At 56.6% G+C, this 24,055-nt stretch carries 24 protein-coding genes; 8 read left to right on the plus strand and 16 right to left on the minus strand.

Going from position 1 to position 24,055, the window contains the following annotated elements:
- Window positions 1-80 precede the first annotated feature (80 nt).
- The 3 genes from KA369_03445 to KA369_03455 are packed head-to-tail and all read right to left on the minus strand — an operon-like array spanning window position 81 to window position 2,970.
- A complete protein-coding gene (locus KA369_03445) occupies window positions 81-530 on the minus strand; it encodes a hypothetical protein (protein ID MBP7735006.1) in 450 nt (149 codons plus the stop codon).
- Window positions 531-2,189, minus strand: coding sequence for an L-aspartate oxidase (gene nadB / locus KA369_03450; GenBank protein MBP7735007.1), 1,659 nt, complete (start codon window positions 2,187-2,189; stop codon window positions 531-533).
- Window positions 2,164-2,970, minus strand: a complete 807-nt coding sequence (locus tag KA369_03455; GenBank protein ID MBP7735008.1) for a TatD family hydrolase — start codon at window positions 2,968-2,970, stop codon at window positions 2,164-2,166. Before KA369_03455 ends, nadB begins: the two co-directional genes overlap by 26 nt.
- 158 nt (window positions 2,971-3,128) lie before the next feature.
- Between KA369_03455 and KA369_03460 the strand changes: the two genes are divergently transcribed.
- The 4 genes from KA369_03460 (at window position 3,129) to KA369_03475 (ending at window position 6,497) form a co-directional block, all read left to right on the plus strand.
- On the plus strand, window positions 3,129-3,743 hold the full coding sequence (locus KA369_03460) for a metallophosphoesterase family protein (protein ID MBP7735009.1): 615 nt from the start codon (window positions 3,129-3,131) through the stop codon (window positions 3,741-3,743).
- 82 nt (window positions 3,744-3,825) lie between these two features.
- Window positions 3,826-4,788, plus strand: coding sequence for an aspartate carbamoyltransferase catalytic subunit (locus KA369_03465; protein ID MBP7735010.1), 963 nt, complete (start codon window positions 3,826-3,828; stop codon window positions 4,786-4,788).
- Between the two features lie 7 nt (window positions 4,789-4,795).
- On the plus strand, window positions 4,796-6,073 hold the full coding sequence (locus KA369_03470) for a dihydroorotase (protein ID MBP7735011.1): 1,278 nt from the start codon (window positions 4,796-4,798) through the stop codon (window positions 6,071-6,073).
- Between the two features lie 139 nt (window positions 6,074-6,212).
- Complete coding sequence (locus tag KA369_03475; protein ID MBP7735012.1) at window positions 6,213-6,497, plus strand: hypothetical protein; 285 nt, start codon at window positions 6,213-6,215, stop codon at window positions 6,495-6,497.
- A 64-nt stretch (window positions 6,498-6,561) separates the two neighbouring features.
- Here KA369_03475 and KA369_03480 read toward each other — a convergent pair whose 3' ends face one another.
- Window positions 6,562-7,401: an amidohydrolase family protein gene (locus KA369_03480; protein ID MBP7735013.1), complete on the minus strand. Its 840-nt coding sequence runs from the start codon at window positions 7,399-7,401 to the stop codon at window positions 6,562-6,564.
- A 107-nt stretch (window positions 7,402-7,508) separates the two neighbouring features.
- Here KA369_03480 and KA369_03485 point away from each other — a divergent pair, with 107 nt between their 5' ends.
- Window positions 7,509-8,816 carry a hypothetical protein gene (locus tag KA369_03485; protein MBP7735014.1) on the plus strand — a complete coding sequence of 436 codons (1,308 nt, stop codon included), beginning with the start codon at window positions 7,509-7,511 and terminating at the stop codon, window positions 8,814-8,816.
- 41 nt (window positions 8,817-8,857) lie between these two features.
- Window positions 8,858-9,964: a hypothetical protein gene (locus tag KA369_03490; protein ID MBP7735015.1), complete on the plus strand. Its 1,107-nt coding sequence runs from the start codon at window positions 8,858-8,860 to the stop codon at window positions 9,962-9,964.
- Between the two features lie 4 nt (window positions 9,965-9,968).
- Here KA369_03490 and mtnP read toward each other — a convergent pair whose 3' ends face one another.
- Window positions 9,969-10,829: an S-methyl-5'-thioadenosine phosphorylase gene (mtnP, locus tag KA369_03495; GenBank protein ID MBP7735016.1), complete on the minus strand. Its 861-nt coding sequence runs from the start codon at window positions 10,827-10,829 to the stop codon at window positions 9,969-9,971.
- Between the two features lie 259 nt (window positions 10,830-11,088).
- On the opposite strand from mtnP, the gene KA369_03500 reads away from it, so the two are divergent.
- Window positions 11,089-11,574 carry a hypothetical protein gene (locus tag KA369_03500; protein MBP7735017.1) on the plus strand — a complete coding sequence of 162 codons (486 nt, stop codon included), beginning with the start codon at window positions 11,089-11,091 and terminating at the stop codon, window positions 11,572-11,574.
- Between the two features lie 58 nt (window positions 11,575-11,632).
- On the opposite strand, the gene KA369_03505 is transcribed toward KA369_03500, so the two are convergent.
- Together KA369_03505 and KA369_03510 are read right to left on the minus strand one after the other, a co-directional pair.
- Window positions 11,633-12,196 carry a hypothetical protein gene (locus KA369_03505; GenBank protein ID MBP7735018.1) on the minus strand — a complete coding sequence of 188 codons (564 nt, stop codon included), beginning with the start codon at window positions 12,194-12,196 and terminating at the stop codon, window positions 11,633-11,635.
- Between the two features lie 167 nt (window positions 12,197-12,363).
- The gene (locus KA369_03510) at window positions 12,364-13,752 is read right to left on the minus strand and encodes an FAD-binding oxidoreductase (protein ID MBP7735019.1); all 1,389 of its coding nucleotides are present in this window, start codon (window positions 13,750-13,752) and stop codon (window positions 12,364-12,366) included.
- A 299-nt stretch (window positions 13,753-14,051) separates the two neighbouring features.
- On the opposite strand from KA369_03510, the gene KA369_03515 reads away from it, so the two are divergent.
- Window positions 14,052-14,693, plus strand: a complete 642-nt coding sequence (locus KA369_03515; protein MBP7735020.1) for a hypothetical protein — start codon at window positions 14,052-14,054, stop codon at window positions 14,691-14,693.
- A 20-nt stretch (window positions 14,694-14,713) separates the two neighbouring features.
- Here KA369_03515 and trpA read toward each other — a convergent pair whose 3' ends face one another.
- From trpA to feoB, 9 genes are all read right to left on the minus strand, one after another.
- A complete protein-coding gene (gene trpA, locus KA369_03520) occupies window positions 14,714-15,421 on the minus strand; it encodes a tryptophan synthase subunit alpha (protein MBP7735021.1) in 708 nt (235 codons plus the stop codon).
- The gene (gene trpB / locus KA369_03525; protein ID MBP7735022.1) at window positions 15,418-16,593 is read right to left on the minus strand and encodes a tryptophan synthase subunit beta; all 1,176 of its coding nucleotides are present in this window, start codon (window positions 16,591-16,593) and stop codon (window positions 15,418-15,420) included. The genes trpA and trpB overlap by 4 nt, the downstream gene beginning before the upstream one ends.
- The gene (locus KA369_03530; GenBank protein MBP7735023.1) at window positions 16,580-17,122 is read right to left on the minus strand and encodes a phosphoribosylanthranilate isomerase; all 543 of its coding nucleotides are present in this window, start codon (window positions 17,120-17,122) and stop codon (window positions 16,580-16,582) included. Before KA369_03530 ends, trpB begins: the two co-directional genes overlap by 14 nt.
- Window positions 17,113-17,874 (minus strand): indole-3-glycerol-phosphate synthase, encoded by a 762-nt coding sequence (locus KA369_03535; protein ID MBP7735024.1) that lies wholly within the window; start codon window positions 17,872-17,874, stop codon window positions 17,113-17,115. The genes KA369_03530 and KA369_03535 overlap by 10 nt, the downstream gene beginning before the upstream one ends.
- Window positions 17,875-17,878: 4 nt before the next feature.
- Window positions 17,879-18,895 (minus strand): anthranilate phosphoribosyltransferase, encoded by a 1,017-nt coding sequence (gene trpD / locus KA369_03540; GenBank protein ID MBP7735025.1) that lies wholly within the window; start codon window positions 18,893-18,895, stop codon window positions 17,879-17,881.
- A 1-nt stretch (window position 18,896) separates the two neighbouring features.
- The gene (locus KA369_03545) at window positions 18,897-19,487 is read right to left on the minus strand and encodes an aminodeoxychorismate/anthranilate synthase component II (GenBank protein ID MBP7735026.1); all 591 of its coding nucleotides are present in this window, start codon (window positions 19,485-19,487) and stop codon (window positions 18,897-18,899) included.
- Complete coding sequence (locus KA369_03550; GenBank protein ID MBP7735027.1) at window positions 19,468-20,952, minus strand: anthranilate synthase component I family protein; 1,485 nt, start codon at window positions 20,950-20,952, stop codon at window positions 19,468-19,470. The genes KA369_03545 and KA369_03550 overlap by 20 nt, the downstream gene beginning before the upstream one ends.
- Window positions 20,953-21,225: 273 nt before the next feature.
- Window positions 21,226-21,387 (minus strand): hypothetical protein, encoded by a 162-nt coding sequence (locus KA369_03555; GenBank protein MBP7735028.1) that lies wholly within the window; start codon window positions 21,385-21,387, stop codon window positions 21,226-21,228.
- Window positions 21,388-21,392: 5 nt separating this feature from the next.
- The gene (gene feoB, locus KA369_03560; protein MBP7735029.1) at window positions 21,393-23,972 is read right to left on the minus strand and encodes a ferrous iron transport protein B; all 2,580 of its coding nucleotides are present in this window, start codon (window positions 23,970-23,972) and stop codon (window positions 21,393-21,395) included.
- Window positions 23,973-24,055 lie beyond the last annotated feature (83 nt).

Consider the following 24,055-nt stretch of genomic DNA (forward strand, 5'->3'; position numbering starts at 1 on the left):
CTTCGCCGGGCGCCTCTTTTTTTTATTGGTTTCCAAAAAATCGATTGCCGCCTCCCGTGCGGAAAAGGCGTCACTCATGATCATTTCGGTAAAAAGTTCTCCATAATTATAAATCGATTTGATTCAGTAAAGCCAAAATTCCGGTAATACTCGATTAATTCGGAATTTCCTTCGGGAAGGGCGATTAATATTTTTTCGATATGCCTTCCGGCGAGTAATGATTTGAATTCCCTGAGCAAGCCCTCCATCAGGCCGGCCGGCCTTGACGGGTCGGCGCAGAGCCACCGGATCGTGGCGGTTTGAACGCCGTCTCCCTCGTCGAGGGATGCGATGAGAAAGCCGGCGACGCTCTTCTTTGTCACGGCTACCAGGCCGAGCCCCCGGTTCCCGGCAAGGCAATCGGCAAGGCTGGTCTCGTTCCAGTCCTGGAGGATCGGCGAGTGGCGACGGGTGAAGAATTCGCGGCCCAGGAGAAAGACCTTCCTCAGGTCGTCGATCCGCACCGGCCTTATCTCGACAGGACCCTTCATTCAGGACCGTTCCAGCTTCAGGAGCCTCGGCTCATGGTCGGCCTGGAGGACTACATTGACCTGTCGCTTCCCCGGGAGGGGATGGTCCGAATTGTAATGGAGGCCGATGCTGTCCTTCCGGGCCAGGGCGCTTCGTATGATGAGCTTGGCCACGGTGGCGAGGTTGCGGAGCTCCACGATGCGGGATGAAATGGTGCTCTTCTTGTAGTAATCGTGGATATCGTCGGCGAGCATCAGGATGCGCTTGTGCGCCTTCTGGAGACGCTTGTCGGACCGGACGATCCCCACGTAGTCCCACATGAGGCGCTTCACGTCCTCGATGTCGTGCTGCACCAGGACCCACTCCTCGAGGTCAAAGGTCCCGGCCTTGTTCCAGTTGGGGAATTCCGGGATAACGCGCTTCTTGTCGAATTGCCCGAGGTGCTCCTCTGCCCGCAGAAAGGCCCGGTGGGAAAAGACGATCCCCTCCAGGAGGGAATTGCTGGCCAGGCGGTTGGCGCCATGGACGCCGGTGCAGGACGATTCGCCGGACACGTAGAGGTTTTCGATCGATGTTTTGCCGTCGTAGTCGCTCACAACGCCGCCGCAGAGGTAATGGGCCGCCGGCACCACCGGTACCGGCTCCTTCGACATGTCGATCCCCTCTTCAAGGCACTGGGCGTAGATGTGGGGGAACCGCTGCATGAGGAACTTCTTGCTCTTGCTCGTGATGTCGAGATAGACGTTGGTGACACCGTGCTTCTTCAGCTCCATATCTATGGCGCGGGCCACGATGTCCCGGGGCGCCAGGTCCCTGAGGGGATGGATCTGCTCCATGAATCGCTCCCCCCGCCTGTTGACGAGGATCGCCCCTTCCCCGCGGACCGCCTCGCTGATGAGAAAACAGGGGCCGCTCTGCTTTGTGCTGTAGAGGGCGGTGGGATGGAACTGGATGAATTCCATGTCCGCGATGAGGGCCCCGGCACGGTAGGCCATGGCTATGCCGTCGCCGGTGGCGATCTCCGGGTTCGTGGTGTGGAGGTAGACCTGGCCCACGCCTCCCGTGGCGAGGAGGGTCATCTTTGCGTTGAAGGTGTTCACCATGCCGGTGGTGTTGTCGAGAATGTAGGCCCCGTAGCAGTGGATGGCGGCCCGTTTCGAAGGCTTCACCTTCAGCTGGTGCTCGGTCAGAAGGTCAACGCCGGTATGGTCCTCAAAGAGCTGGATATTCTTTATCTCGGAAACTTTCTGCAACAGGGCCCGCTCCACTTCCTGGCCGGTGAGGTCCTGGGCGTGGACGATGCGGTTTTTGGAATGGCCCCCTTCCCGGCCGAGGTCAAGGATCGTGCCGCCGGGGCCGTCTTTCTCTGAAAACTGGGTGCCCCATTCCATCAGCTCCCTGATCCGTTCCGGGCCGGACCGCACCAGGATCTCGATGGTCTTGCGATCGCCGAGGCCCGCGCCCGCTTTTATCGTGTCTTCAATGTGCTTTTCGAAGGAGTCTTCCGGGGAGAGAACCGAGGCGATTCCCCCCTGGGCGTAGTTGGTGTTGGAATCGAAGTCCTTTTTTTTCGTTACGATGTTCACCGATCCGAAGCGCGATGCCTTGATGGCGAAGGCAAGGCCCGCGATGCCGCTTCCGATCACCAGGAAATCAGATTTGAACTTTTTTGGCCTCATGGTTCAGTAACTCCGTTACATTTTTTTGCGCGGCCTCCGCGATGCTCTCTACGGGCTCGCCGCGCAGCTCGGCGATGAACCGGTATGTATGAATGATGTAATCCGGCCTGTTCTGCTTTCCCCGCAGCGGCACCGGCGTCAGGAAAGGGGCGTCGGTCTCGACAAGGAGCCGGTCCAGGGGTACATAGGCGGCCGCGTCATGAAGATTCACCGCGGCCCGGTAGGTGACATTGCCCGCGAAGGAGATGTAGAAGCCCAGGTCCATGCATTGCCTGGCGGAGTCCCTGTCGCCGGAAAAGCAGTGGATGACGCCGCCGGTTCTGCACGATTCCCGGAGGATGGCCAGGGTTTCCTCCATGGCGTCGCGGGAGTGCACGATCAGGGGCATCCCCAGTCTGTTCGCCAGGCCGATCTGGAAGCGGAATGATCGCTCCTGCTCCTCCTTCGGCCGGCGCATCCGGTAGAAATCGAGGCCGCATTCGCCGATGCCGAAAAGCAGCTTTGCGTCAGGGCCGTTAAGTATTGAAACGGCAAGTTTTTCCAGTTCCTCGAGTTCCGCGACAGGGGCAGGGGAAGAGGGGTGTATGCCAACGGTAAATACCATGCCATTGGAGGACCGGCGCACGGCGAAGTCGCGGGACCACCGGGAACTGGCCATGTCGATGGAGGCCTGCACCACCCGGGAAATACTGTTTTCGCCCAGATGCTTCATGAGAGCGTTTTCATCAATCGGCGAGTCTTCAAGGATCAGGTCAAAATGTGCGTGGGAATCGATATACATGACGTTTCTCGAAGGATTGTCCTGGTGTCGTTGTACCGGTATGAGCGTCATAATTGCAAGTATAAAATAATTGATGAATAATTGGTTGAATTTTTTATATATCGAGTCATACTATCCCACATATGAAAATACTAGCCATCGCCGATATCCATGGAGATATGAAATACTTTGACGATGCCGCTGATCTGATCAGGTCGGCCGATCTCGTTGTCATCTGCGGCGATCTCGGCAAGGGAGGAGACTGGAAATCGGCGGAAGATGTCCTTTCCCGAATCGAGCGATATACGGGAAACATCGTGGGCGTTCACGGGAACTGGGACAGGAGGGAGGTTTGCTCATTGCTGGAAGGGAGGGGATACAGTCTTCATGGAAGGGGACGGATCATCGGCGGCATCGGCTTCTTCGGAGTCGGAGGGTCGAACCAGACGCCGATGAACACGGCCAGTGAATATTCCGAGGAAGAATACAATGACTTGCTGACAGCGGGGTTCCGGCAGATTGCGGGGGCGTCCGCGTCGGTTCTCGTGTCCCATGCCCCGCCGCATCGCCTGCGGGACAGGACCTTCATAGGCATCAGGGGAGGAAGCAGGGCTATCAGGGCATTTATCGAACAAAACAGGGTCGATCTCTGTCTTGCGGGCCATATCCATGAAGCCTACGGCGTGGAGCGCTTCAATGATTGCCTGGTGGCAAATTCCGGATCATTTAAAAAGGGGAGATACTCGTTGATAGACATGGGAAGCCCCATTACCGTGGACCAGGGCAGGCTGTAATAGCATCGGGGTTAAAAAAATATTGCCACAGCGATAAATAATTTGACAATTTTGCCCTGTGCATTAACTATCAGGTTTTAATATGAATTCCCTCAAGCGTAAAGATCTCCTTGATATTCAATCGTTATCTGTAGAGGAGATTCTTCTTATCTGCAGGTCTGCCAAGTATTTCAAGGATATTTTTACCCGGTCAGTGAAGAGCGTTCCCGTATTACGGGGGAAATCGGTCTGTACCCTCTTTTACGAGCCGTCGACGAGGACGCGGCTGAGCTTTGATCTTGCCGCCAAGCGGCTCTCGGCCGACCTGATCAATTTCGCGGTGTCGACCTCGAGCGTCGTAAAGGGAGAGTCCCTCATCGACACGGTCCATACCTTAGAGGCCATGAAGGTGGATTACATTGTAATGAGACATGCGGCGTCAATGGCGCCGCATTTTTTATCCCGTAACATCAAGGCTTCGGTCATCAACGCCGGCGACGGGTTCCACGCCCACCCGACTCAGGGGCTGCTCGACGCCTATTCCATCATGGAACAACTGGGCATCCTGGAACAGGGAACCATGGAGGGGCTTCATATCGGCGTCATCGGCGACATCAAGCACTCCCGCGTGGCCCGCTCGGACGTGGAGGTGTTCAAGAAGCTCGGGGCGAAGGTCACCCTCTGCGGCCCGCCGACCCTGATCCCGGATGTTTTCAAGCACTATGGCGTCGAGATCAGCTATAATCTGGACTCCCTCCTGCCGGAGCTTGACGTCGTCAACCTGCTCCGGATCCAGAAGGAGCGGCAGAAGGGCTCACACTTCCCGTCGCTGCGGGAGTATCACCGGCAGTTCGCCCTCACCGACGAGCGTTTCCGGCGGTGCAGAAACGACGTCATCGTGATGCATCCGGGCCCGGTGAACAGGGGCATTGAGATCGACGACGCCGTCATGAGCAGCCCCAAGACAATAATCAACGAGCAGGTCACCAACGGGGTGGCGGTGCGGATGGCGATATTCTATCTCCTGGCGGGAGGGGCGCCCCTGGAGGAAATGAGCGAGGAATGAGGTTCCCTTGAAAATAGCAATTAAAAACGGCCGTGTCATCGACCCCGCCTCACGGACCGATGACACGCTGGACATACTCATCGAAGACGAGACCATCGCGGACATTTCCCGCGGCATTGCCGTACGTGACGATTACGGCGTCATCGACGCCGGCGGCTGCCTGGTGCTGCCGGGCCTCATCGACATGCACGTGCATTTCCGGGAGCCGGGGCGCGAGGACGTCGAAACCATTTACAGCGGGTCGAAGGTCGCGGCCAAGGGCGGATTCACGTCGGTCTGCACCATGCCCAATACCGATCCCGTCATCGACAACCAGGCCCTGGTGCGGTTCATCAAGCTGGAAGCTGAAAAGGGACCGATCAATGTTTTCCCTGCGGCGACCATCACCAAGGGCCTGAAGGGCGAGGAAATATCGGAGATGGGCGAGCTGATCAACGCCGGCGCCGTGGGTTTCACCGACGACGGCCTGCCGGTCAGGAGCTCGAACCTCATGCGCCGCGCCCTCGAGTATTCCCGCATGTTCGACGTGCCCATCATGACCCATTCGGAGGACCTCGACCTTACCGACGACGGCATCATGAACGAAGGGAAAAATTCGATGTTCCTGGGCCTCAAGGGAATTCCCCGGGAGGCGGAAGAGGTGATGATCGCGCGGGACGTGATCCTCACCCGCCTGGCGGGGGGACGCCTCCATGTCGCCCACGTCTCATCGGGGGGGTCGGTCGAGATCATACGGCGCGCCAAGAGCGACGGCATCAGGGTAACCTGCGAGACGGCGCCGCACTACTTTTCCCTCACCGATGCGGCCGTGGCGGAATACCTCTCCATGGCGAAGATGAAGCCCCCCCTCAGGACCGAGGATGACCGGAAGGCCATTATCGCTGGGCTCAAGAGGGGAATCATCGACGTCATCGCGTCGGACCATGCTCCCCATTCTCCCAATGAGAAGATGCAGGAGCTCGAGTACGCTCCCTTCGGCATCGTCGGCCTTGAAACGACGGTGCCCCTCATTATCTCCGTCCTGGTAAGGGACAACGGATTTTCCTATTTTGAGGCCTTTGAAAAGGTGACCGTCAATCCGGCGCGTATTCTGAAGATCAACCGCGGAGAGTTGAAAATCGGCGGCATCGCCGATGTGACGATAATCGACCCGGAAAAGAAGGTAATGATAAACGAGGAATTCATGCTCTCAAAGTGCAAGAATTCCCCCTTCCTCGGAAAGGAGCTGTTCGGGTCCGTGGAATATACCATCTGCAACGGTAACGTGGTCTATTCAAATAAATAACCGCCATGACGCGCCGGAGAGCCTTCAGGGTCACGGATTTATCCTTGACATAATACAAACAGTAGCCATACCTATTGTCACAGGGCGGCGCCGTTCCATGCCGCGTGGAATTTATACATCAGTTTACCGAGGAGGCTGTATGCGGTTTTTCAAGATACTACTTATCATGATGGTGGTTTCAGTTCTTGCCGTATCATGTACCATGAAGAAGGAAATGAGCCTGGAAGACTACGCCAAAATTGAGCTGGAAATCAATCTGCCCAATCCGGAGCTTGACAAGGCCAAGGTCGAGGAAGTGGCGAAAAAGTACGGATACACCTACCAGCAGTACAAGGACATGTTCGAAAAGGTGGAAAAGGATACGAAGCTGAAAGAGAAACTGGGTGAGATGAGGCTGCAGGACCAGAAAGAAGGGAAAAAGTAGGCTTTCTCCAAAACCGTCTTTTTTTACGATTCTGCACTCCTCGGGATCACGGGGCAGTGCGGTGTCATAGAATCTTCAGCAAACGGGCGGCATTCCTTCCCAGAATGTCCGCCTTTATTTCTTCATCGGAAATCCCGCAATCTATGGCCTCCAGGTATCTCCGGTAGGGGATAAGGGGATAATCGCTGCCGAAGAGTATTTTCCGCGGATCGGTGATCTGCCGGGCGATCCCGTAAATATCGTTCGTATATATGAAGGGCGAGGCGGCCGTGTCATAGCGGCAGCGGGACAGCGCCTTCGATACTTCCGGCATGAGCTCGTAAAAGATCATGCCGCCCCCCCAGTGCGAGAGTATCACGTCGACGTCAGGGAATTCCGAGAGGGCGGCGTAAAGGTCCCGCAGGTTGGGCTCGTATTTTCCGTTGTAGGGATGTCCCACCGGCTCGTTGACATGGATGCAGAGGGGGAGCGAACAGGCCCCGGCCGCCCCAAGGAGCTCTCTCAGATAGTCAAGGCCCCACCTCCCGAGTCCGTGACGGTACCATGCAACTTCGCCGATTCCCCGCAGTCCCATCTCCCGAATCTCGCGCGCCCATCGGCCCACATCAACGCCGGGGCGCACCGGGATCGACCCGAAGGGAATGATGGCTCCGCCGGATTGGTCCATCGCGGTGCGAAGATATTCATTCTGGGCAGCGCACAGGTCCTCTTTCTCCCAGGAAAAGCCGAGGGCCACGGCGTAATCGACGCCGGCGTCTTCCATGGCGGCCATGAGGCCCCGGTGATCGATCAGCTTCGATTTTTCCGAGCCATAGATCGAGCTGAACTGGCCGTCCCCGAGGCCCCCCGACCTGTCGCGGCACAGGTCGCCGCTGAATATATGGGTGTGAACATCAATGATCATGGTCAAAAAGGATACGGCGGGAACTGATTTGTAGCAATAAATTTTTATTTGACTTTTAAAATAATTACCCTATCATAAACGGCGCATGGGCTATGCAGGGATTTCACATGAAAAATAACATAATAATTGTTTTTCTCGCCACCCTTTCACTGTGGCTCTGTGCCGGAGCGCGGGCCGAGGCATCCGCCATATCCATGGGGCAGATCCAAACCGTCGCTTCAGACGGGTCCCTTGATGTTCTCAGAAATCCTTCGCTTCTCACGGCCCAGAGCACGGATAACGCACTGGGGGTCCTCTTCCTCTCCACGGCCTTTTCAGACCGCCGCTATTCCTACAGCGGGGCTACAATAAGCTCCACCGTCTCGCGGCCCCGCTACGGCACCTCGAAATATCTGGCGGGAAGCCTGTTCCTGTCATACAGCAGAAGGACCTCCGGCGGCACGGTGGGCATCGGGATTGATGCCGGCAATCCCTTCCAGGCCATGAAAGAAAGAAATGGCCGCAATTACTACGGCATCAACACCTCCAGTTACGCTATCGAGTATCTGAGCGCGCATTCCGACAGGAATTCGATATCGCCGCGCCTCGTCATATCCTACGGCCTTGTCGTTTCCGGAAACCATGCCATCGGCCTCCAATGGGCCCTGGGCTATGGGCAGGCCAGGGAAAAGGATGATTTTGTGCAGACCTATGGCACCACCGTTGTCGGACAGCACTGGGTGACGAAAAAAACCGAAGATATCAACGCGGAAATGTCACTGGGATATTCATTCAAAAAGGAAGGGTCCCAGGCCGGATTGATGGTGCGGTCCGGCAGGTTCAACTGGGAACGGACATACCTGCGTTTCGGCCACGGGGATTTCGGGAAGGGGCTGGTTTTCTCGGGATCGGTCAGGGAGAACTATTATCTCCAGTATGACCGCGGGTTGCGTATCATGGCGGGCGGATATCAGAGGCTGGGATCATTCTTTGCCGTTGCCCTTGAGGGGGCATACGGAATACCCTTTAGCTATAATTATAAGGATGTCCGGTACGACGAGGTAACGTCCTTTTACGGCATGTCGAACAATATGACGATTCGTAAATCCGGGCTCTATTCCCTCAGCGCAGGCTTTGAAATACTTCCCTCCGGACCGGCCACGATAAGCCTGGGAGGGAACCTGAGTTCCACCAGGGAGAGGCGGACCAATGGCAAGATAAAGGAAACCATGAACGTTGACACCTATGCGGGTTCCCTGGGCGTCGATATCAGGGCAATAGACGCCCTGCTCATCATGGTGGGGTCCAGCCTGACCTATACCCATAGACGTACCGGCGTATCCTCAAATATTAATTACTTAGGATCGGTTTCGATCGGCGGCCTCACCCGCGCATTGCAGGTTGACCTGTTTCTCGGCCTGTCAGGCGGATTTTAAATCATGGCGGGGAATCCCTGCCGGTTAATCGAGGTGATCTCATGGATATTGTAACCGTTCTGGGAATCACATGGCGCAAGGCTTCGATGGGAGATCTCTCCATCGTGTTTGCGATTTTAATGATCCCCGTAAGCCTTTACTTCATTCTCAGAATTATCCAGGCCGTGAGGAACAGGAAGGTCCACGAGGAGCAGCTGTTCCTGTTCAGGCTCAAACGGCTCGGCCTGTCCAATTTCCAGATCAGGATCGTCAACAACCTCATTGATATGCTCGGTCTTCCCAGGCCGATGCAGTTCATGGAAAATCCGGAATTGTTCGAAAAGGCCATCGGCAGGTTCCTTACCCATACCCGGGGCATGGGGGAAACAGAGGAGTCCCAATTGTTGATCTGCAAGGATCTGACATCCATCTATGACAAGCTCTATTTCCACATGAAGGCCAAGAAGCCTCTGAAGGGCATAGGTGATGTGGATGAAGAACAGCTTATCTATTTTTTACCTGTTCCCGGCAAGGTGTTCCTGGGAAAAATCACATCACGGGACGCCGCGAATCTTATTATAAGGATATTCGGAAATCCGGGGGACATCGGCGCGGTTCCGGACGACAAACCGGTGACCTTCCATGTGTTCCGGGTCGGCGACGCGGAATACGATTTCACCTCCGCCATACGCGGCCGCGAGGGGACCGCCATCAAGGTCGGCCTTCCTTCAGAGATTGTCAAGCGCGAGGAATCCCGGCACCCTTATATAGACGTGATCGTGCCGGCCCTTATCTCCAGGGAGGAAACGGCCCCGAAGGAAAAGGAGCTCAGGGAGCTTGACGCGATCATTGAAAAAAATGAAGGGAAAGCCGAGCTCTCCGAGGAAGAGGGGATGATCATAGACGAGGCCCAGGAAGAGAAGCTGCCCTGCACCATCTACAAGCTCAATGATTACGAGGCGGTGATCCGCCTGCCGCAGAAACTCGATTTCAATTCCCGGTACATGCTCGATTTCCAGGCGATGGATTTCAATTTCAGGATCTTCGTCCGGATCATCGCGAGTAAAACGGTCGACGAGGGCAGCACCATGTATTATACGGTCAAGTTCGACGAGATGTCTCCCATCTCAAACAGCGTCCTGAAAAAGTTCGTGTACGAGCACCTGTGATGCCTCAGAAATGCTCGGGCAGGATCGCCTTCAATTTTTCTATCTGATCCCTGGCCCGCCTGTCTCCGGCCGTTATTATGGCGTACTTCGACGCTTCAACGCACCCGCAGTCCCGCTTCTCGCCGAGCCGATCGAGTATGCGCTTCAGGAGCTGTTTCGCGTGGCCGGCATTAGTGGTGAGGTTCCGGATGACCATGTCGATGGTGACGTGCTCCTCGGTCTCATGCCAGCAGTCGTAGTCGGTGCTCATGCAGATGACGGCATAGCAGATCTCCGCCTCCCGGGCCAGCTTCGCTTCCGGCAGGGTGCTCATGTTGATCACACCGGCTCCCCAGGAGCGGTACAGGTTGCTCTCCGCCTTGGTGGAAAAAGCGGGCCCCTCCATGCAGATGAGGGTTTCGCCGGCATGCATGGTCAGATCCATCTCGTCCGCGGCGGCCTTGATGTGGCCGTGGAGCCTCCCGCAAAAGGGGTGGCCGAAGGATACGTGGGCCGCCACGCCGTTGCCGAAGAACGAGCTGGGCCTGGCCTTTGTCCGGTCGATCACCTGGTCGGGCAGGACGAAGTCAAGGGGCTTGATCTCCTCCTTGAGGCTTCCCACGGCTGAAAAGGCTATGATCTCCCGGACCCCGATCATCTTCAAGGCCGCGATATTGGCCCGCGCGTTCACCTCGTGGGGGAGATAAACGTGGCCCTTCCCATGGCGCGGCAGAAAGGCGGCGCGATGCCCCTCTATTTCAGATATCACGATTGAATCAGAAGGCTTTCCCCAGGGCGTTTCAATCGATAACTCTTCGATGGTTTTGGCCCCGTTTATTTCGTAGAGTCCCGAGCCGCCGATGACGCCTATAGTGGCCTTGTTCATGCCGCACCTCTCGCTGTTGATTGATCAGGGACGGCCTACACTGTGCCGCCCCGGTCCATTATAGCCGATTTAGAGGCACGGCGCTTTTTATCGCAAGGAAAAAAGCTCAATTCGATGGCGGCATTGGGGCATGCAGGAATGTGTAAATCATGGAAAAAATATTGCCAAATGCATAATTTATATTATTATAGTCTCAATATCAATATGGATGATAATAGAGATTTGCATCATGTCATTTTAAAATATTAAGGGAGGTCCCATGAACATTTCAAAGGTTATTGCGCTATCCATGATTACGGTGCTGCTCTTCTGGGCCGGATCGACAAGGGCGCGGCAGACAGATATACCGGTAGACCAGGTCCCGGCGGATGTCATCGAGGTGCTGAACAGGTATCTCCGGATATTATCGACCAGCACGTCCCTGGACGCCTGCGCCATGGAAGTGGCGAAAATATCCGGAGGGCATATGCTCTCACAATCCGGGGCTATCTCCCGGGACGTCCTGCCCTACAGCCTGAAAAAAGACTATGAAAACGTGAAATTCTACAAGGTGCCGGCTGTCATCACGAGGGTTGCCTATTCCGAGGACGACTATGACGGATTCGGTCCCACGCTGATCCAGGGGGCGCGCTATAAGATCTGGATAGCCAAGAAGGACGGTGTCGCGGGACTTCCGGCCCCCATTCCCATCATAAAACCGAAGGACGGGAAGCCGAAGATCGTTACCGTTATCGGCAGCCTCTAATACAGGGGCCCGCATCGGACCGGGACAGGGCTGATGCGGGCGCCGCTGTTATCGTCGATTATTTCCAGTACCCGGGAAGGTATATGTCGTAGACCGGCTCGAGGGTCAGGTCCGGGGCATTGATGAGCTTTCCCACGAACACGGTGACATAGCCGGTGCCGCCGTACTTCTCGATGTATTTAGCGCGATCGAAATTCTTAGGCGACCTGAGCTGCACCATCATGAAATCGGGCATGAGCCCTCCTTCGCCGAAAATAAGATTCAGTGAGGCGTTATCGTTGAAGGGATTGGGATTGGCCTGTGCGGCGAACAGGATATACTTTCCCTTCGCTTTTTTCATGAAGAGCTTGACCCGGTCCTCTTTTTTTCGTATGTTCTTCTCCCTGATCTCCTGCACGATCTCGTTGCCGTCAATGAACCCCTTCGTCTCGGGAATCCCCGCTTCTATGGCAGCCCTGCGCTCGGGTGTAAGTTTCCAGTCCATTGCCCTGGTGACTTCATAGGGCGTTTTCTTTTTAGCCTGTTGGGCCGAGATGCCGTCCTTTACTAATACCGCCATGAACGCTGCGATCATGGCGGGAATAATTATAAAGGCCCGTGATGCCGATCCGGTCTGTCTCATATCCTCTCTCCTTGGTCTATTTTATTTGAACGGTTCTCCCTATTCATGTCGGAGCCTGCTCTTAGGAAAATGCATGGATCAAAAAAAAGCAATAATAAAATGACCTGTGATCAACGGTATTTTTCAGGGAGGCCCCGGGCAGTGATTCTCGGCGGGGCTTGCTTCTGTCAGGATATTATTTTGTCCGGGTTCAGTATTCCCTTCGGGTCGAAGGCCTTTTTAATCCGCCTGAGCAGGTCGACCTCCCCGGGGGAGAGGGCCAGGCCGAGGTAATCCCTGCGGATGTATCCCACACCGTGCTCGCCCGTGATGGTGCCTCCCAGGGCGATGGCGCGCCGGTATATCTCGCGCTTCAGGTCGGGCAGCATGGCTTTCCACCGATCGTAGTCAATATCCCCTTTCAGCACATCGATGTGCACATTGCCGTCGCCGGCATGGCCGAACATGACGGAACGGAGCGACCGGGATTCAAAGTGCGATTTCAGGGCCGTGAGAAATTCCGGGATGCGGGAACGGGGGACCACGCAGTCCTCCGCCAGGAACACGGGACTCTCCGCGTGGATCGCCTCGCGAATGGTGCGCCGGGCCTTCCAGAGACGCTCCCGCTGGAGCGGGGACTGGGCCACCATGATCGAATCCCGGTCGGCGACAACGACCCTTCCGATCGTTTCAACGTCTTCCAAGACCGCCTCATCGGAATTACCGTTGACCTGGATGAGGAGATGGGCCCCGGCGTCGGGGAAGTGGATGTCCCTGTTCAGAAACTTCCCGACGAGGGTGATGGCGTCGTGCTCCATGAATTCGATCGCGCAGGGGATGATCCTGTTGACCAGGATCGCGTGGACGGCTTCGGCAGCTTCCTTGAGGGACGGGAAGGGGATGAGGATATCCACCGTGTGGAGCGGCGCCGGTATAAGGCGCAGAAATATCTTCGTGATGACGGCCAGGGTCCCCTCCGAGCCGATCAGTATGCCGGTCAGATTGTAACCGGTGACGTTCTTGACTATCTTTCCCCCGGTGGTGATCACGGTCCCGTCCGGGAGCACGAACTCCAGGCCCAGGATATAGTCCTTGGTGACGCCGTACTTGACGGCCCGTGGACCGCCGGCGTTTTCCGCCACGTTCCCGCCGATGGAGCATGACTCGAGGCTGGCCGGGTCCGGGGGGTACAGGAGCCCTTCCTCCAGGGCGGCGTCCTGTATCGCCCGGGTGACAGCGCCCGGCTCCACCACCGCCACCATGTTCTCCCGGTCGATTTCGATGATGCGGTTCATCTTTTCAAGGGAAAGTACCACGCCGCCCCTGACCGGCACAGCGCCGCCGGTGACTCCCGTGCCGGCTCCCCGGGGAACGACCGGCACGCCGCGCTCGTTGCACAGCCTCAGCGTGGCGCTTACGTCGCCCGCAGAGGAGGCCCTCACCAGGATGTCGGGCATGGCGGCCAGGTCGGAGGTCTCGTCCCTGGAGTAGCTCTCCAGTATCTCGGGGTCGGCGACCACTTTTTTCGCGCCGAGGAGGCGCGATAATTCTTCAGCCAGTGATTGGTATGATGTCATGGGCCATCTCTTTATTGTCACAGGTAATGGCCCTTTGATCATAAAGTCAAGGATTTACTGCATGGTGAAAAACCGTTAACAATCAAATTATTTCAAAATGTGTCTCGCTATTTCTGATAATTTGAGTTGCTGCAAATTAGTCGTTTCGACGAATTTCGGGATGAGGAGATATGAATTAATCCTTGATTTATTCAAATTGAATTGATAGAAGGATATATATAAAAAAAGCGGGTATCCGTTCCACAGAACACCTGTACAGCCACCGCCGTGGCCGATACTGATTTGTCATGGAGGGTCCTATGCGACAATGCCACAATTGCCGTCAGCAGATAAATGACGACAGCGCCTTGTATTGCAGCAAGTGCGGAACGCGCCTGTTGAATGCGCAGACCGCACCAGGCTCGCCGGCGCCGGGGAGCGGAATGCCGCAGATGCCCGGGCAGGGTCCGGCAACGAAGAAAAGAAATATAAAAGTAACGGCGTTCATTGCCATCGCCATAAATCTTGTCATGGTGGGAGGATTCTTTTTTATGTCCAGGGGCTGTTCCAGCGTCACCGGTACCCTGGTGGCCAGGGGCGAGCCCCTTGGCACGTTCACCTTCGTGCCGAAACAGTGTCGTTCGGGCCAGCGCATGAATTTTTTCGGGTCCGTGATCCTGGGCGAGGGCCAGCAGGACGGGGCAGTGGTCGCCATCATCGATCCGGTCAAAGGAAAAGTGGTGAAGGTCGAGGTGCCCGGTTCCTGCCTGCCCCCGGACTATGAGAAATGCAAGGAAGTCATCATAGATCCGCAATACTGCTCCCGCTATGACGTGACGGTTGATAAAATACCGGTCATGATCAACAACATAGTTATGGTCGGCGGGCGCTTGAATCTCGATTGCGCCTTTCCAGGCGGCGGCACCGCAAAAGGAGAAATAAAGTTTACACGGTGCAATTGATCCATGAAAATCGTGCAATCTCATCCATGGTTCAGTGAACGGAGATAGTCGTTCAGCGCGGCCGGGTCCTTCTGCCGAAGCACCGCCTCCGTGCCCACCACGTAGCCGTCCCCGATGGAGAGGGCCCGCCTCGCGTCATCGGCGGTCTTGATGCCGAAGCCGATGATGATCTTTTTGCCGGTATGCTTTTTTATCATGCGGATTTTGTCCAGCAGCTCCGGGGACGTGAAATCCGATTGCGATCCGGTAATGCCCCGTACGCCAATAAAGTAAATGATCTCGCTTTTCGACCTGTTCATCATTTCGATATCCGATTCGCGGGACTCAAGGGTGGCGAAGGGAACGATGGGGATGCCGAAACCCTCGTCATAAAAGAGCCGCGCCATCCTGTTGGGGAGGTCCGGGATGATCACCCCGTCGAGGGAGCCCGCCATCCTGTCAGAGAATTTTTTTATGCCATGGGAATATATGATGTTCGCGTAGGTCATGACATATTTTTTTATGTATGTATCCTTCAGGGCGACGATGGCATCCACCATGGCGTCAGGGGTTATGCCTCTCTCAATCGTGGAGTGAATGGCCCGGGCGATGACGGGGCCGTCGGCAATGGGATCATTGAAGGGGATGCCGATCTCGATAAAATCAAATCTGTTATTGGCTACCGCGTGGAAGCACTCATTAAATGTGCCCATATCCGGGTAACCGCCGGTGAGATATATCCCTTTCATAATTCCTCCCTGTTCTGTTGCTCGATGATGCCAAGGTCCTTGTCCCCGCGGCCCGACAGATTTACCAGCACCCGCCTGCCCCGCAGCTCGCCGGCATGGTCAATGGCCCAGGCCAGGGCATGGGATGATTCCAGGGCCGGTATGATACCCTCCAGCCTGGTGAGCTCGTGAAAGGCCCTGAGAGCCTCCTTGTCGAAAACATGATCGTACCTGACCCTGCCGGTGTCTTTCAGGTATGAATGCTGGGGCCCTATGCCGGCATAGTCGAGGCCCGCTGAGACAGAATGCACATCCCGGACCTGGCAGTTTTCGTCCTGAAGAAGGTATGAGAGGGCACCCTGGAAAATGCCCTTGCTTCCCAGGGAAAGGGTGGCGGCATTGTCGCCGGGACCGAGGGAGCGGCCCCCGGCCTCGACGCCGACGAGACGCACCTCCGGCAGGTCCAGGAACCCCTGGAAGATCCCCATGGCGTTGCTCCCGCCTCCCACGCAGGCGATGACGCAGTCCGGGAGGAATCCTTTTCCGCGGAAATAATCAATCGCTTCCCTGCCGGTCACCGCATGGAAGAAGGCTACCATTTCAGGAAAGGGATGGGGTCCGGCAACCGTGCCCATGAGGTAGTGGGTGCCGGTGACGTTGGTGACCCAATCCTTGAGGGAGGCGCTGATGGCGTCTTTCAGGGTGCGGAGCCCCTCGTCGACCGGCACGACTTCCGCGCCGAGAAGCTTCATTTTTTTTACATTGGGCATCTGCCGCTCCACATCGAGGCTCCCCATGTAGATGCGGCACCGGAGGCCGAAGAGGGCGGCCGCCGTGGCGGTGGCCACGCCGTGCTGACCGGCTCCCGTTTCCGCTATGACGCGGCCTTTCCCCATGTGCTTCGCCAGCAGCGCCTGGCCTATGGTGTTGTTGATCTTATGGGCGCCGGTGTGGAGCAGGTCCTCACGCTTGAGATAGAGATTGAAGCCGTATTTTTCCGACAGGTTCTTCGCATGGTATACCGGCGTCGGCCGTCCGGCGAAATCATCAAGGTAGCGGTTGAATTCTTCCATCGATGAGGCGCTGGCGGCAAATTCACGGAATGCCCGCTCCACCTCGTCCAGGGCCGGGATTAAAAGCTCCGGAACGAACTGCCCGCCGTAGGGCCCGTAAAATCCTTTATCTGAGAGCATTGTGTACCTCGGTAATGAATTGTTTCATCAGATTGTAATCCTTGATCCCCCGCCGGGACTCGACCCCGCTGGACACGTCCACGCCGAAGGGGCGATATTCCCGTATGACCCCGGCGACGGTTCCTGCCCGGAGGCCGCCGGAAATGATGAGCCGATAGCTCACATCATGGAGCCACGGGGGAAGCTCCTTCTCCTCGCCGCTGCCCCTGCTCGCGTCATACAGGAAGAGGGCGCCCTCGCGGGACCGCTCCTCGGTGTCGCCGGCGGATATGAGACGGTCTGCCGGGCAGTTCTCATAGACCTGGACGAGATCGAAATCATGGTAGCAATCGGCCACCTCCTCGAAGGTTACTCCCACCGCTATGGTCGATACTCTGCCCCGGCCGTACAGCGCCAGCTTTCGGGCATAATCGGCGTTACAATGCCTGACGCTCCCGGGGTGGAGCACGATCCCCACGGCCGAGTATCCCAGGTCGACGGCCCAATCGATCTGCTCCAATGACGTGATGCCGCATACTTTTACGAACATGGCCGCACCAGGGCATTGTGGAATTCCTTCAGCTTTGCCGCCGGGTCGCCGGCGGTCATGAGGGCGGTGCCGATCAGGTAGGCGTCGGCCCCGGCTTTCCTGAAGCGTATGATGTCGTCGGCGGTTTCAATGCCGCTTTCGGCTATTTTCATGAAATCGCCGTTGAGAGAGCCGATCGTTCCCATGGCCTTTTCCTTGTTTATGGCGAAGGTCTTCAGGTCCCGTGAATTGACGCCCACCATCTCCGGGTCCAGGGCCTTGATTTTTCTGAATTCCTCGGCCTCGTGGATCTCATAGAGTACCTTCATCGAATAGTGATGCGCGCGCCGGGTCAGAAAATAGAGTTCCCTGACGTTCAGGATAGACGCGATGAGAAGTATGAAATCCGCCCCGTGGGCAAAGGCATTGTCGATCTGGATCTCGCTTATGATGAAGTCCTTGCACAGGAGGGGTGTCTTCACCGCCCCGGCAATCTCCGTCAGAAATCCGTAACTTCCCTGGAAATAGCGGGCGTCCGTGAGGACGCTCACCGCCCCGGCGCCGCCCCGCTCGTAGAGCCGGGCCTGGCCGACGATGTCCACCGCCTGGTTGATGGCGCCCCGGGACGGAGAGGCCTTCTTTATCTCGCAGATAAAGGGCTTCTCCCTGAGATGGTCCAGGGGATCGAGGACCGCCCTGGTACGGCTCTGCGCCGAAGGGATCAGGCCCTTTATTTCATTCCGTTTGTGCTCGATTATTTCATTCAGATACATGGTCCTATCCCTGCATTGCCTCTTTAAGTGAAACAGAGCCGCCCGTCAGCTCCTCAAGCTTGACCATGGCTTTCCCCTCGGCGATGTGGTTTTTTACCAGAAGGAAACCGTCGCGCATGCCGCAGCGGTTCATGGTGCGGAGTGCAAGGGCGGTGTTCAGTGAAAAGATGTTGGACACCTCCTCGTTTGTTCCGGAAAGGCCCCCGAGGAAAAGCCGCTTCGCCTCGACGCGGTCCCTGACCACTGGCATGGGAAAGGGCTCGAAGAAATCCGACGGGTCAATGGAAAAGCGGCGGTCGTTACCATCCCCGATATGGATGCATTCGGTGGGCTCCCGGGATGATACTTCGTCGTACCCGTCCTTTGAGGCGTACACGGTAATGTTGCTTTTTCCCACCTTGTGTATAACCTGTGCGATGAATTCCAGGCGGTCTCTTCTGCTGATGCCTATGACCTGGTAGGCCGGGTCTGCCGGGTTAATGAGGGGCCCCACGAAGTTAAATATTGTGGGGACCTTCAGCTCCCTTCGGATCGCGCCAATTCCTTTCAGGGCAGGATGGTATTGGGGCGCCACCATGAACACGTACCGGTGACGGTTGAAGTATTCCTCGGGAGAGGTGCCGCCATAGGCAAGGTCCATACCCAGCTCCGACAGGATATCGGCGGAGCCGACCACGCCGCTCTGGGCCGTGTTGCCGTGCTTGACCACGGAGCAGCCGAGGGACGCCAGGAGGATGCTCACCGCGGTGGATACGTTGACCGTGGATTTGCCGTCGCCGCCGGTGCCACAGGTGTCGATCGTATCGTTTCCGGGGGCCTCAAACCTTCGCTTGTGGCGGTCGAGGGTCGCAGCCAGGGCCGCCACTTCATCAACGGTCTCCCGGCGGAACTTCATCGCGATGAGGGATGAGGCCACCTGGGAATCCGAGAGCCGCCCCTGGATCATGGCCTCGAAGAAAGTCCGGGCATCGTCAAAGCTGAGCCGTTCCCCGGAGTTGATCTTTTTTACCATTGCATCCATATCAAGCCCCCACTTTTTGAATTTCTCTCTGCGACGCGTCTCTGGCCGCGAAGTCGAGGAAGTTCGTGACGATCCTTCCACCGAACTCGCTTAAAATCGATTCGGGATGGAACTGAACACCGAAGATTTTCCGTTCATCGTCCTCGATGGACATCACGGTGCCGTCCTTTTGGGAGCGGGACGTGACATGGCGGCCGTCCATGGCCACGGCTAGGGAATGATAGCGCACCGCGGAAAAGGTTTCCGGCACATCGGTAAAGAGCACTGACCCGCCTGTCACCTCGATCCGGTCCACCTTGCCGTGCTGTATGGTGCCGGCCCTGACGATATCATACCCGAGGGTATAGGCGATGGCCTGCATGCCCAGGCACACCCCGAAGATCGGCTTCCGGCCCAGGTAATCGCCGATATAGCGGAGGGTGGTGCCGGAATTCTTCGGCGATGACGGCCCCGGGGATAGGATGATGCCTTCGTATTCTTCGGCCGGGACAAACCTGTCGTTCTTGACGACGGCGACATCGGCGCCACATTCGTTGAAAAGGGCCTTCAGGTTGTAGGTAAAGGAATCGTAGTTATCGATCATTAAATACATTACGTTTCTCCAGCGTGTTGATTGTCTGTATAGCCTGGAACAGGGCGCCCAGCTTGTTGCCCACCTCATGGTATTCCTTTTCCGGATCGCTGTCATAGACGATGCCGGCCCCGGCCCGAAGGATGACCCGGTCACGCTTGACGTAGGCGCTCCGGATGACGATGCAGGTGTCGATGACCTGGCTGTAGGAGAAATAGCCGGCGCACCCGGCGTAGAAGCCCCGGGGCGATTTCTCGTACCGGTCAATGAGCTCCATGGCCCGGACCTTGGGGGCGCCCGAAACGGTCCCTGCCGGGAAGGTGTTGCAGAAGAGCCGCAGGGGCGACATGTCGTCCCTCATTGTCCCCTGGACCTCGGAGACGATGTGGATCAGGTGGGAATAGACTTCGGGCTCGAAGGAGCTGACCACGGCGACGCTCTCCGGCGCGCACCCGGTGTAGAGGTCGTTCCGCGCCAGGTCCAGGAGCATGAGGTGCTCGGCCCGCTCCTTTTCGTCGGCCAGGAGCCTCGCTGAAATCTCGCCGATGGGGCGTCCGTCGATGCGGTAGGTCCCGGCTATCGGCTTCAGGGTCGCCGTGCGGTCCTGTATCTTCAGGTGCACCTCCGGGGAGGTGCCGCAGAGCACCTCGTCCCCGACCTTGATGTAGAACATGTAGGGGGACGGATTGATGTTGCGGAGCAGCCGGTACAGGTCAATGGGATTGATGGCGCAGGCGATCTCGTACTTGTTGGACAGGACCGTCTGGATGCATTCGCCGGCGATGATCTCCTCCTTGAGGGCGCGAACCGCCTCCATGTAGGAGTCCCGGTCGAATTCCTGGCGCTGCTCCGGCTCGTTGCCGGGGAGAAAGAATTTTTTATGGCTGTGCAGTATCTCTGCCGCCATTTCCAGGGTCCGATCCGAGGCCCTGGCATAGGCGTCCCGGGGGTCTTCGCCCGAGCCGGTGAGGACCGAGGAGGCCGCATAGAGCTTGCCCATGTGGTTGTCGAAAACGTAAAATTCATCGACCTGGAAAAACGCCATGGTGAGGCTTTCCGCGTCCTCCCGGACCTTTTCCCGGAGGGTCCCCATGTAATTGGCCATGTCGTATCCCATGAAGCCGACGTATCCGCCGCAGAAATTGCCCATGGCGGCGTTTTTGTTCGAATTCTCGCCGGCGAGCTCGCCGACCAGGTATTCGATCGGATTGGTATCCAGGCGCTCAACGCCCCGCTCCCGGGATTCGACGGTCAGTGCCCCCTTCCGGAAGGTGATGACCCTCCGGGGACGGATGCCGAAGAAGGTGTAGCGGGAAAAACTCTTGTCGAGGTTTGCGCTTTCCAGAAGGAACAGGTTGCCGGCGTTGGAGAAATTGAAGAGGAGGCTGATGGGAGTTATCATGTCGCCGGCTATTTCCCGGTACAGGACCACGCGCCGATGGCGGCCGGAAAGTTCCGTGAATTGCTGTAGTGTAGGATAAAGCATATTGTCACCTTGCTTATAACGTTCTGAGAAAATAAAAAAAGTGCGGCAGGCTGCCGCACTTTTTGCATAAAAACACAAATGACACGCCGCCAGCCTATCGGAAGGTTCTTGCGCGCCACCACCATATGGTTTTGTTAATTGATGTTATCCTGCCCATGTCCGGGTCCATGTAATAGTAACTATGTTTCTATTTATAGAAACATAGTTACTATGTATAGAAACACGGTCGTTGCGTCAAGATAAATAATAATTTTTTTTAAAAATAAGCGTTTTTTATTTGCCGCAGTTTTCAATGGACCGGAAGGGACAGGAGGCGCACGCATCGGGAGAGCAGGGCAAATGGCCGGTTTTCGGCTTAAAGAAACGGTACAATTTCACAGCTGTTGATACAACTGCAAGGGCAATGATGATGATGACTATTGTTGTTTGTGCCATAATAATCACCCCATCAGCCTGCCAATATGGTGGATCAGGAACGCCGCTGTCCAGGCCAGTGAAATGGTGAAAAGAGCGGAAAAAGCCGGCCATTTCCACGATCCTGATTCTCTTTTCATGGCGGCCAGCGTGGCCACGCAGGGGACATAGAGGAGCATGAAAACCATGTAACCCAGCGCAGTGACGGGATCAAAAATGGGCATCCCTGCTTCGGGCCCCGAGCTGTACCGCTGTTCTTTAATACCGGCTATCAGGGACCGGCCGCCATCGGGAGAGTCCGTATCGGCATGATAGAGAATGCCCATGGTGCTCACGGCAATCTCCTTTGCCGCAAGGCCGGTGATGATGCTCACGCCCATCTTCCAGTCGAAGCCAAGGGGCCGCAGGGCCGGCTCGAACATTCTCCCGACCATCCCAATATAGGATTTTTCAAGGCGGTCCTCGGCTTTGCTGCGTTCCAGGGATCGTATGTCCGCATCCATACGTTTTTTGATCGAGGCCGTTGATGCAGCGCCGCGCAGACCGGCTGTCTCAATCTCCGCCTGATAGCGCTGCTGTGTGCCGGCTATTTTCGCCTCATAAGAGCCGGCGGCGCCTCCATGATCGGGAAAGCGTCCCAGTGCCCATATGAGGATGGAGGCGACGAGGACAATGCCGCCGATCTTTTTCACGTACTCCTTGCCCTTGTCCCACATGTGGCGGGTGGTGTTTTTCATGCGGGGAGAGCGGTATGGCGGCAGCTCCATGACAAAGGGCGCTTCGACCTTTCGGAAAAAGGTTTTTTTCATGACCATGGCGGAGATCACCGCCGCCGCGATGCCGGCCATGTAAAGCCCGAAGAGAACAGTGCCGGCATGGGCGGGGAAAAAGGCGCTGATAAAAAGAACGTATATGGGGAGACGAGCGCTGCAGGACATGAAAGGAATGATGAGCATGGTCAGTATCCGGTCCTTCCTGCTTTCAAGGGTGCGGGTCGCCATGATGGCGGGCACGTTGCACCCGAATCCCATGACCAGGGGTATGAAGGACTTGCCGTGGAGTCCCAGGGCGTGCATGAGCCGGTCCATGATGAAGGCGGCCCGGGCCATGTAGCCGGTGTCCTCCATGAGGGAGATCATGAAAAAAAGTATCAGTATGCTCGGGATGAAGACTATGACGCCGCCGACGCCGGCGATGACGCCGTCGGTCAGCAGCTCCCGCAGCAGGCCGGGCTGCAGGGAGGCCGTGATGAACCTTGAAAAAGCGGAGGTTCCGGCCTCGATCCATTCCATGGGATACTTCCCCGCGGCAAAGGTGAGCTGGAACGTGATCCACATGAAAAGGAGGAAAATGGGGAATCCCAGGATCTGGTGGGTCAGAATCCGGTCTATTTTTTCGCTTATGGTGACCTCAGGGCGCGGTCCCGGCCGGTATGTCTCACGGAGGGCGCCGGAAACGAAGCCGTACCGCGCGTCGGCGATCAGGGTTTCGCTGTCCTCCTTCAGCTCCGATTCCAGGAAGCGGATTTCCTTCTCGGCCTGCCGGAACAGGGCCTCTGCGTTATCGTCAGTGCAGGTCAGGTGTCGCTTAGTATCCGCGTCCTTTTCAAGGAGTTTGACCGCCGTGTATCGGGTCGGGACCGGGGATGGCGTTTTGCCCGAGTCGGCCAGCCGCTTCCGCAGCGAGGCAATGGCCTTTTCTATATCCGCGCCGTAATTGATGGTGACGTCCCGGACGGCGGGTTCTCGCTTTTCATGGACCGCTATGACCGTGTCAAAGAGATCATCGATGCCTTTGCCCGTGGAACCCACGGTAGGTACAAAGGGCATTCCCAGGAGCTTGCCCAGGGCCTCATGGTCAAGGAGGTCGCCCTTCTTTTCAAGCTCGTCGTACATGTTCAGGGCGACCACCACCGGCACGCCCATTTCAATGAGCTGCGAGGTAAGATAGAGGTTGCGCTCGAGGTTGGAGGCGTCAACGACATTGATGACCAGATCCGGCCCGTTCTCAAGGATATGCCTTCTCACGCAGAGCTCCTCCGGCGAATAGGCTGAAATCGAATAGGTGCCCGGGAGGTCGGTTATGATAAAGGTGTGCTCTCCGTGCCTGAACCGGGCCTCTCTCGATTCCACGGTCACGCCGCTGTAATTGCCGACCCGCTCCCTCGAGCCGGAGGCGTGATTGAAGATCGTTGTCTTTCCGCTGTTGGGATTACCCACCAGGGCCACATGGATCGTCCTTGAATCATCGCCGGAATTGAACGGCTCCCCGTGAGCCTGATGGTTGCCGAGGCGGCGCCTGTATCTTCGTGCCGAATGATCCGAATCAAAGCATTGGCCTCTTATTTCAGCGTTCAGGCGGGTTTGCCCGACATCGAAGTATCGGGGAAATTCCACTTCAATCAGGCGGGCTTCGGACCGGCGGAGGGAAATGTTTGAATCCATCAGCCTGTATTCGATGGGGTCTTTCATGGGGGCATTTTTTATAACGGTCACGGATTTCCCTTTGACGAATCCCATTTCAGTGATTCTCTTGCGGAAGGGGCCCTGGCCGCGGACGTTGGTTATTATCCCCCGTTCCCCCTTTGTTAATTCAGATAATTTCATGTTTATAAAAACTCGTTAATAACACTTACATTAAGGCCTTGATTATTAATGTATCGTTGAATAATGTTAGTGTCAACTAATTT

The organism is Spirochaetota bacterium (genome assembly GCA_017999915.1).
Taxonomy (GTDB): domain Bacteria; phylum Spirochaetota; class UBA4802; order UBA4802; family UBA5550; genus RBG-16-49-21.

Coding starts and splice junctions, on each gene's coding strand:
- KA369_03515 (MBP7735020.1), top strand. CDS start 14,052: ATGCGACAATGCCACAATTGCCGTCAGCAGATAAATGACGACAGCGCC.
- KA369_03555 (MBP7735028.1), bottom strand. CDS start 21,387: ATGGCACAAACAACAATAGTCATCATCATCATTGCCCTTGCAGTTGTA.
- KA369_03475 (MBP7735012.1), top strand. CDS start 6,213: ATGCGGTTTTTCAAGATACTACTTATCATGATGGTGGTTTCAGTTCTT.
- KA369_03535 (MBP7735024.1), bottom strand. CDS start 17,874: ATGTATCTGAATGAAATAATCGAGCACAAACGGAATGAAATAAAGGGC.
- trpB (MBP7735022.1), bottom strand. CDS start 16,593: ATGCTCTCAGATAAAGGATTTTACGGGCCCTACGGCGGGCAGTTCGTT.
- KA369_03500 (MBP7735017.1), top strand. CDS start 11,089: ATGAACATTTCAAAGGTTATTGCGCTATCCATGATTACGGTGCTGCTC.
- KA369_03485 (MBP7735014.1), top strand. CDS start 7,509: ATGAAAAATAACATAATAATTGTTTTTCTCGCCACCCTTTCACTGTGG.
- nadB (MBP7735007.1), bottom strand. CDS start 2,189: ATGAGGCCAAAAAAGTTCAAATCTGATTTCCTGGTGATCGGAAGCGGC.
- KA369_03550 (MBP7735027.1), bottom strand. CDS start 20,952: ATGCTTTATCCTACACTACAGCAATTCACGGAACTTTCCGGCCGCCAT.
- KA369_03545 (MBP7735026.1), bottom strand. CDS start 19,487: ATGTATTTAATGATCGATAACTACGATTCCTTTACCTACAACCTGAAG.
- KA369_03530 (MBP7735023.1), bottom strand. CDS start 17,122: ATGTTCGTAAAAGTATGCGGCATCACGTCATTGGAGCAGATCGATTGG.
- KA369_03455 (MBP7735008.1), bottom strand. CDS start 2,970: ATGTATATCGATTCCCACGCACATTTTGACCTGATCCTTGAAGACTCG.
- mtnP (MBP7735016.1), bottom strand. CDS start 10,829: ATGAACAAGGCCACTATAGGCGTCATCGGCGGCTCGGGACTCTACGAA.
- KA369_03480 (MBP7735013.1), bottom strand. CDS start 7,401: ATGATCATTGATGTTCACACCCATATATTCAGCGGCGACCTGTGCCGC.
- KA369_03465 (MBP7735010.1), top strand. CDS start 3,826: ATGAATTCCCTCAAGCGTAAAGATCTCCTTGATATTCAATCGTTATCT.
- feoB (MBP7735029.1), bottom strand. CDS start 23,972: ATGAAATTATCTGAATTAACAAAGGGGGAACGGGGGATAATAACCAAC.
- KA369_03510 (MBP7735019.1), bottom strand. CDS start 13,752: ATGACATCATACCAATCACTGGCTGAAGAATTATCGCGCCTCCTCGGC.
- KA369_03445 (MBP7735006.1), bottom strand. CDS start 530: ATGAAGGGTCCTGTCGAGATAAGGCCGGTGCGGATCGACGACCTGAGG.
- trpA (MBP7735021.1), bottom strand. CDS start 15,421: ATGAAAGGGATATATCTCACCGGCGGTTACCCGGATATGGGCACATTT.
- trpD (MBP7735025.1), bottom strand. CDS start 18,895: ATGGATGCAATGGTAAAAAAGATCAACTCCGGGGAACGGCTCAGCTTT.
- KA369_03505 (MBP7735018.1), bottom strand. CDS start 12,196: ATGAGACAGACCGGATCGGCATCACGGGCCTTTATAATTATTCCCGCC.
- KA369_03490 (MBP7735015.1), top strand. CDS start 8,858: ATGGATATTGTAACCGTTCTGGGAATCACATGGCGCAAGGCTTCGATG.
- KA369_03460 (MBP7735009.1), top strand. CDS start 3,129: ATGAAATACTTTGACGATGCCGCTGATCTGATCAGGTCGGCCGATCTC.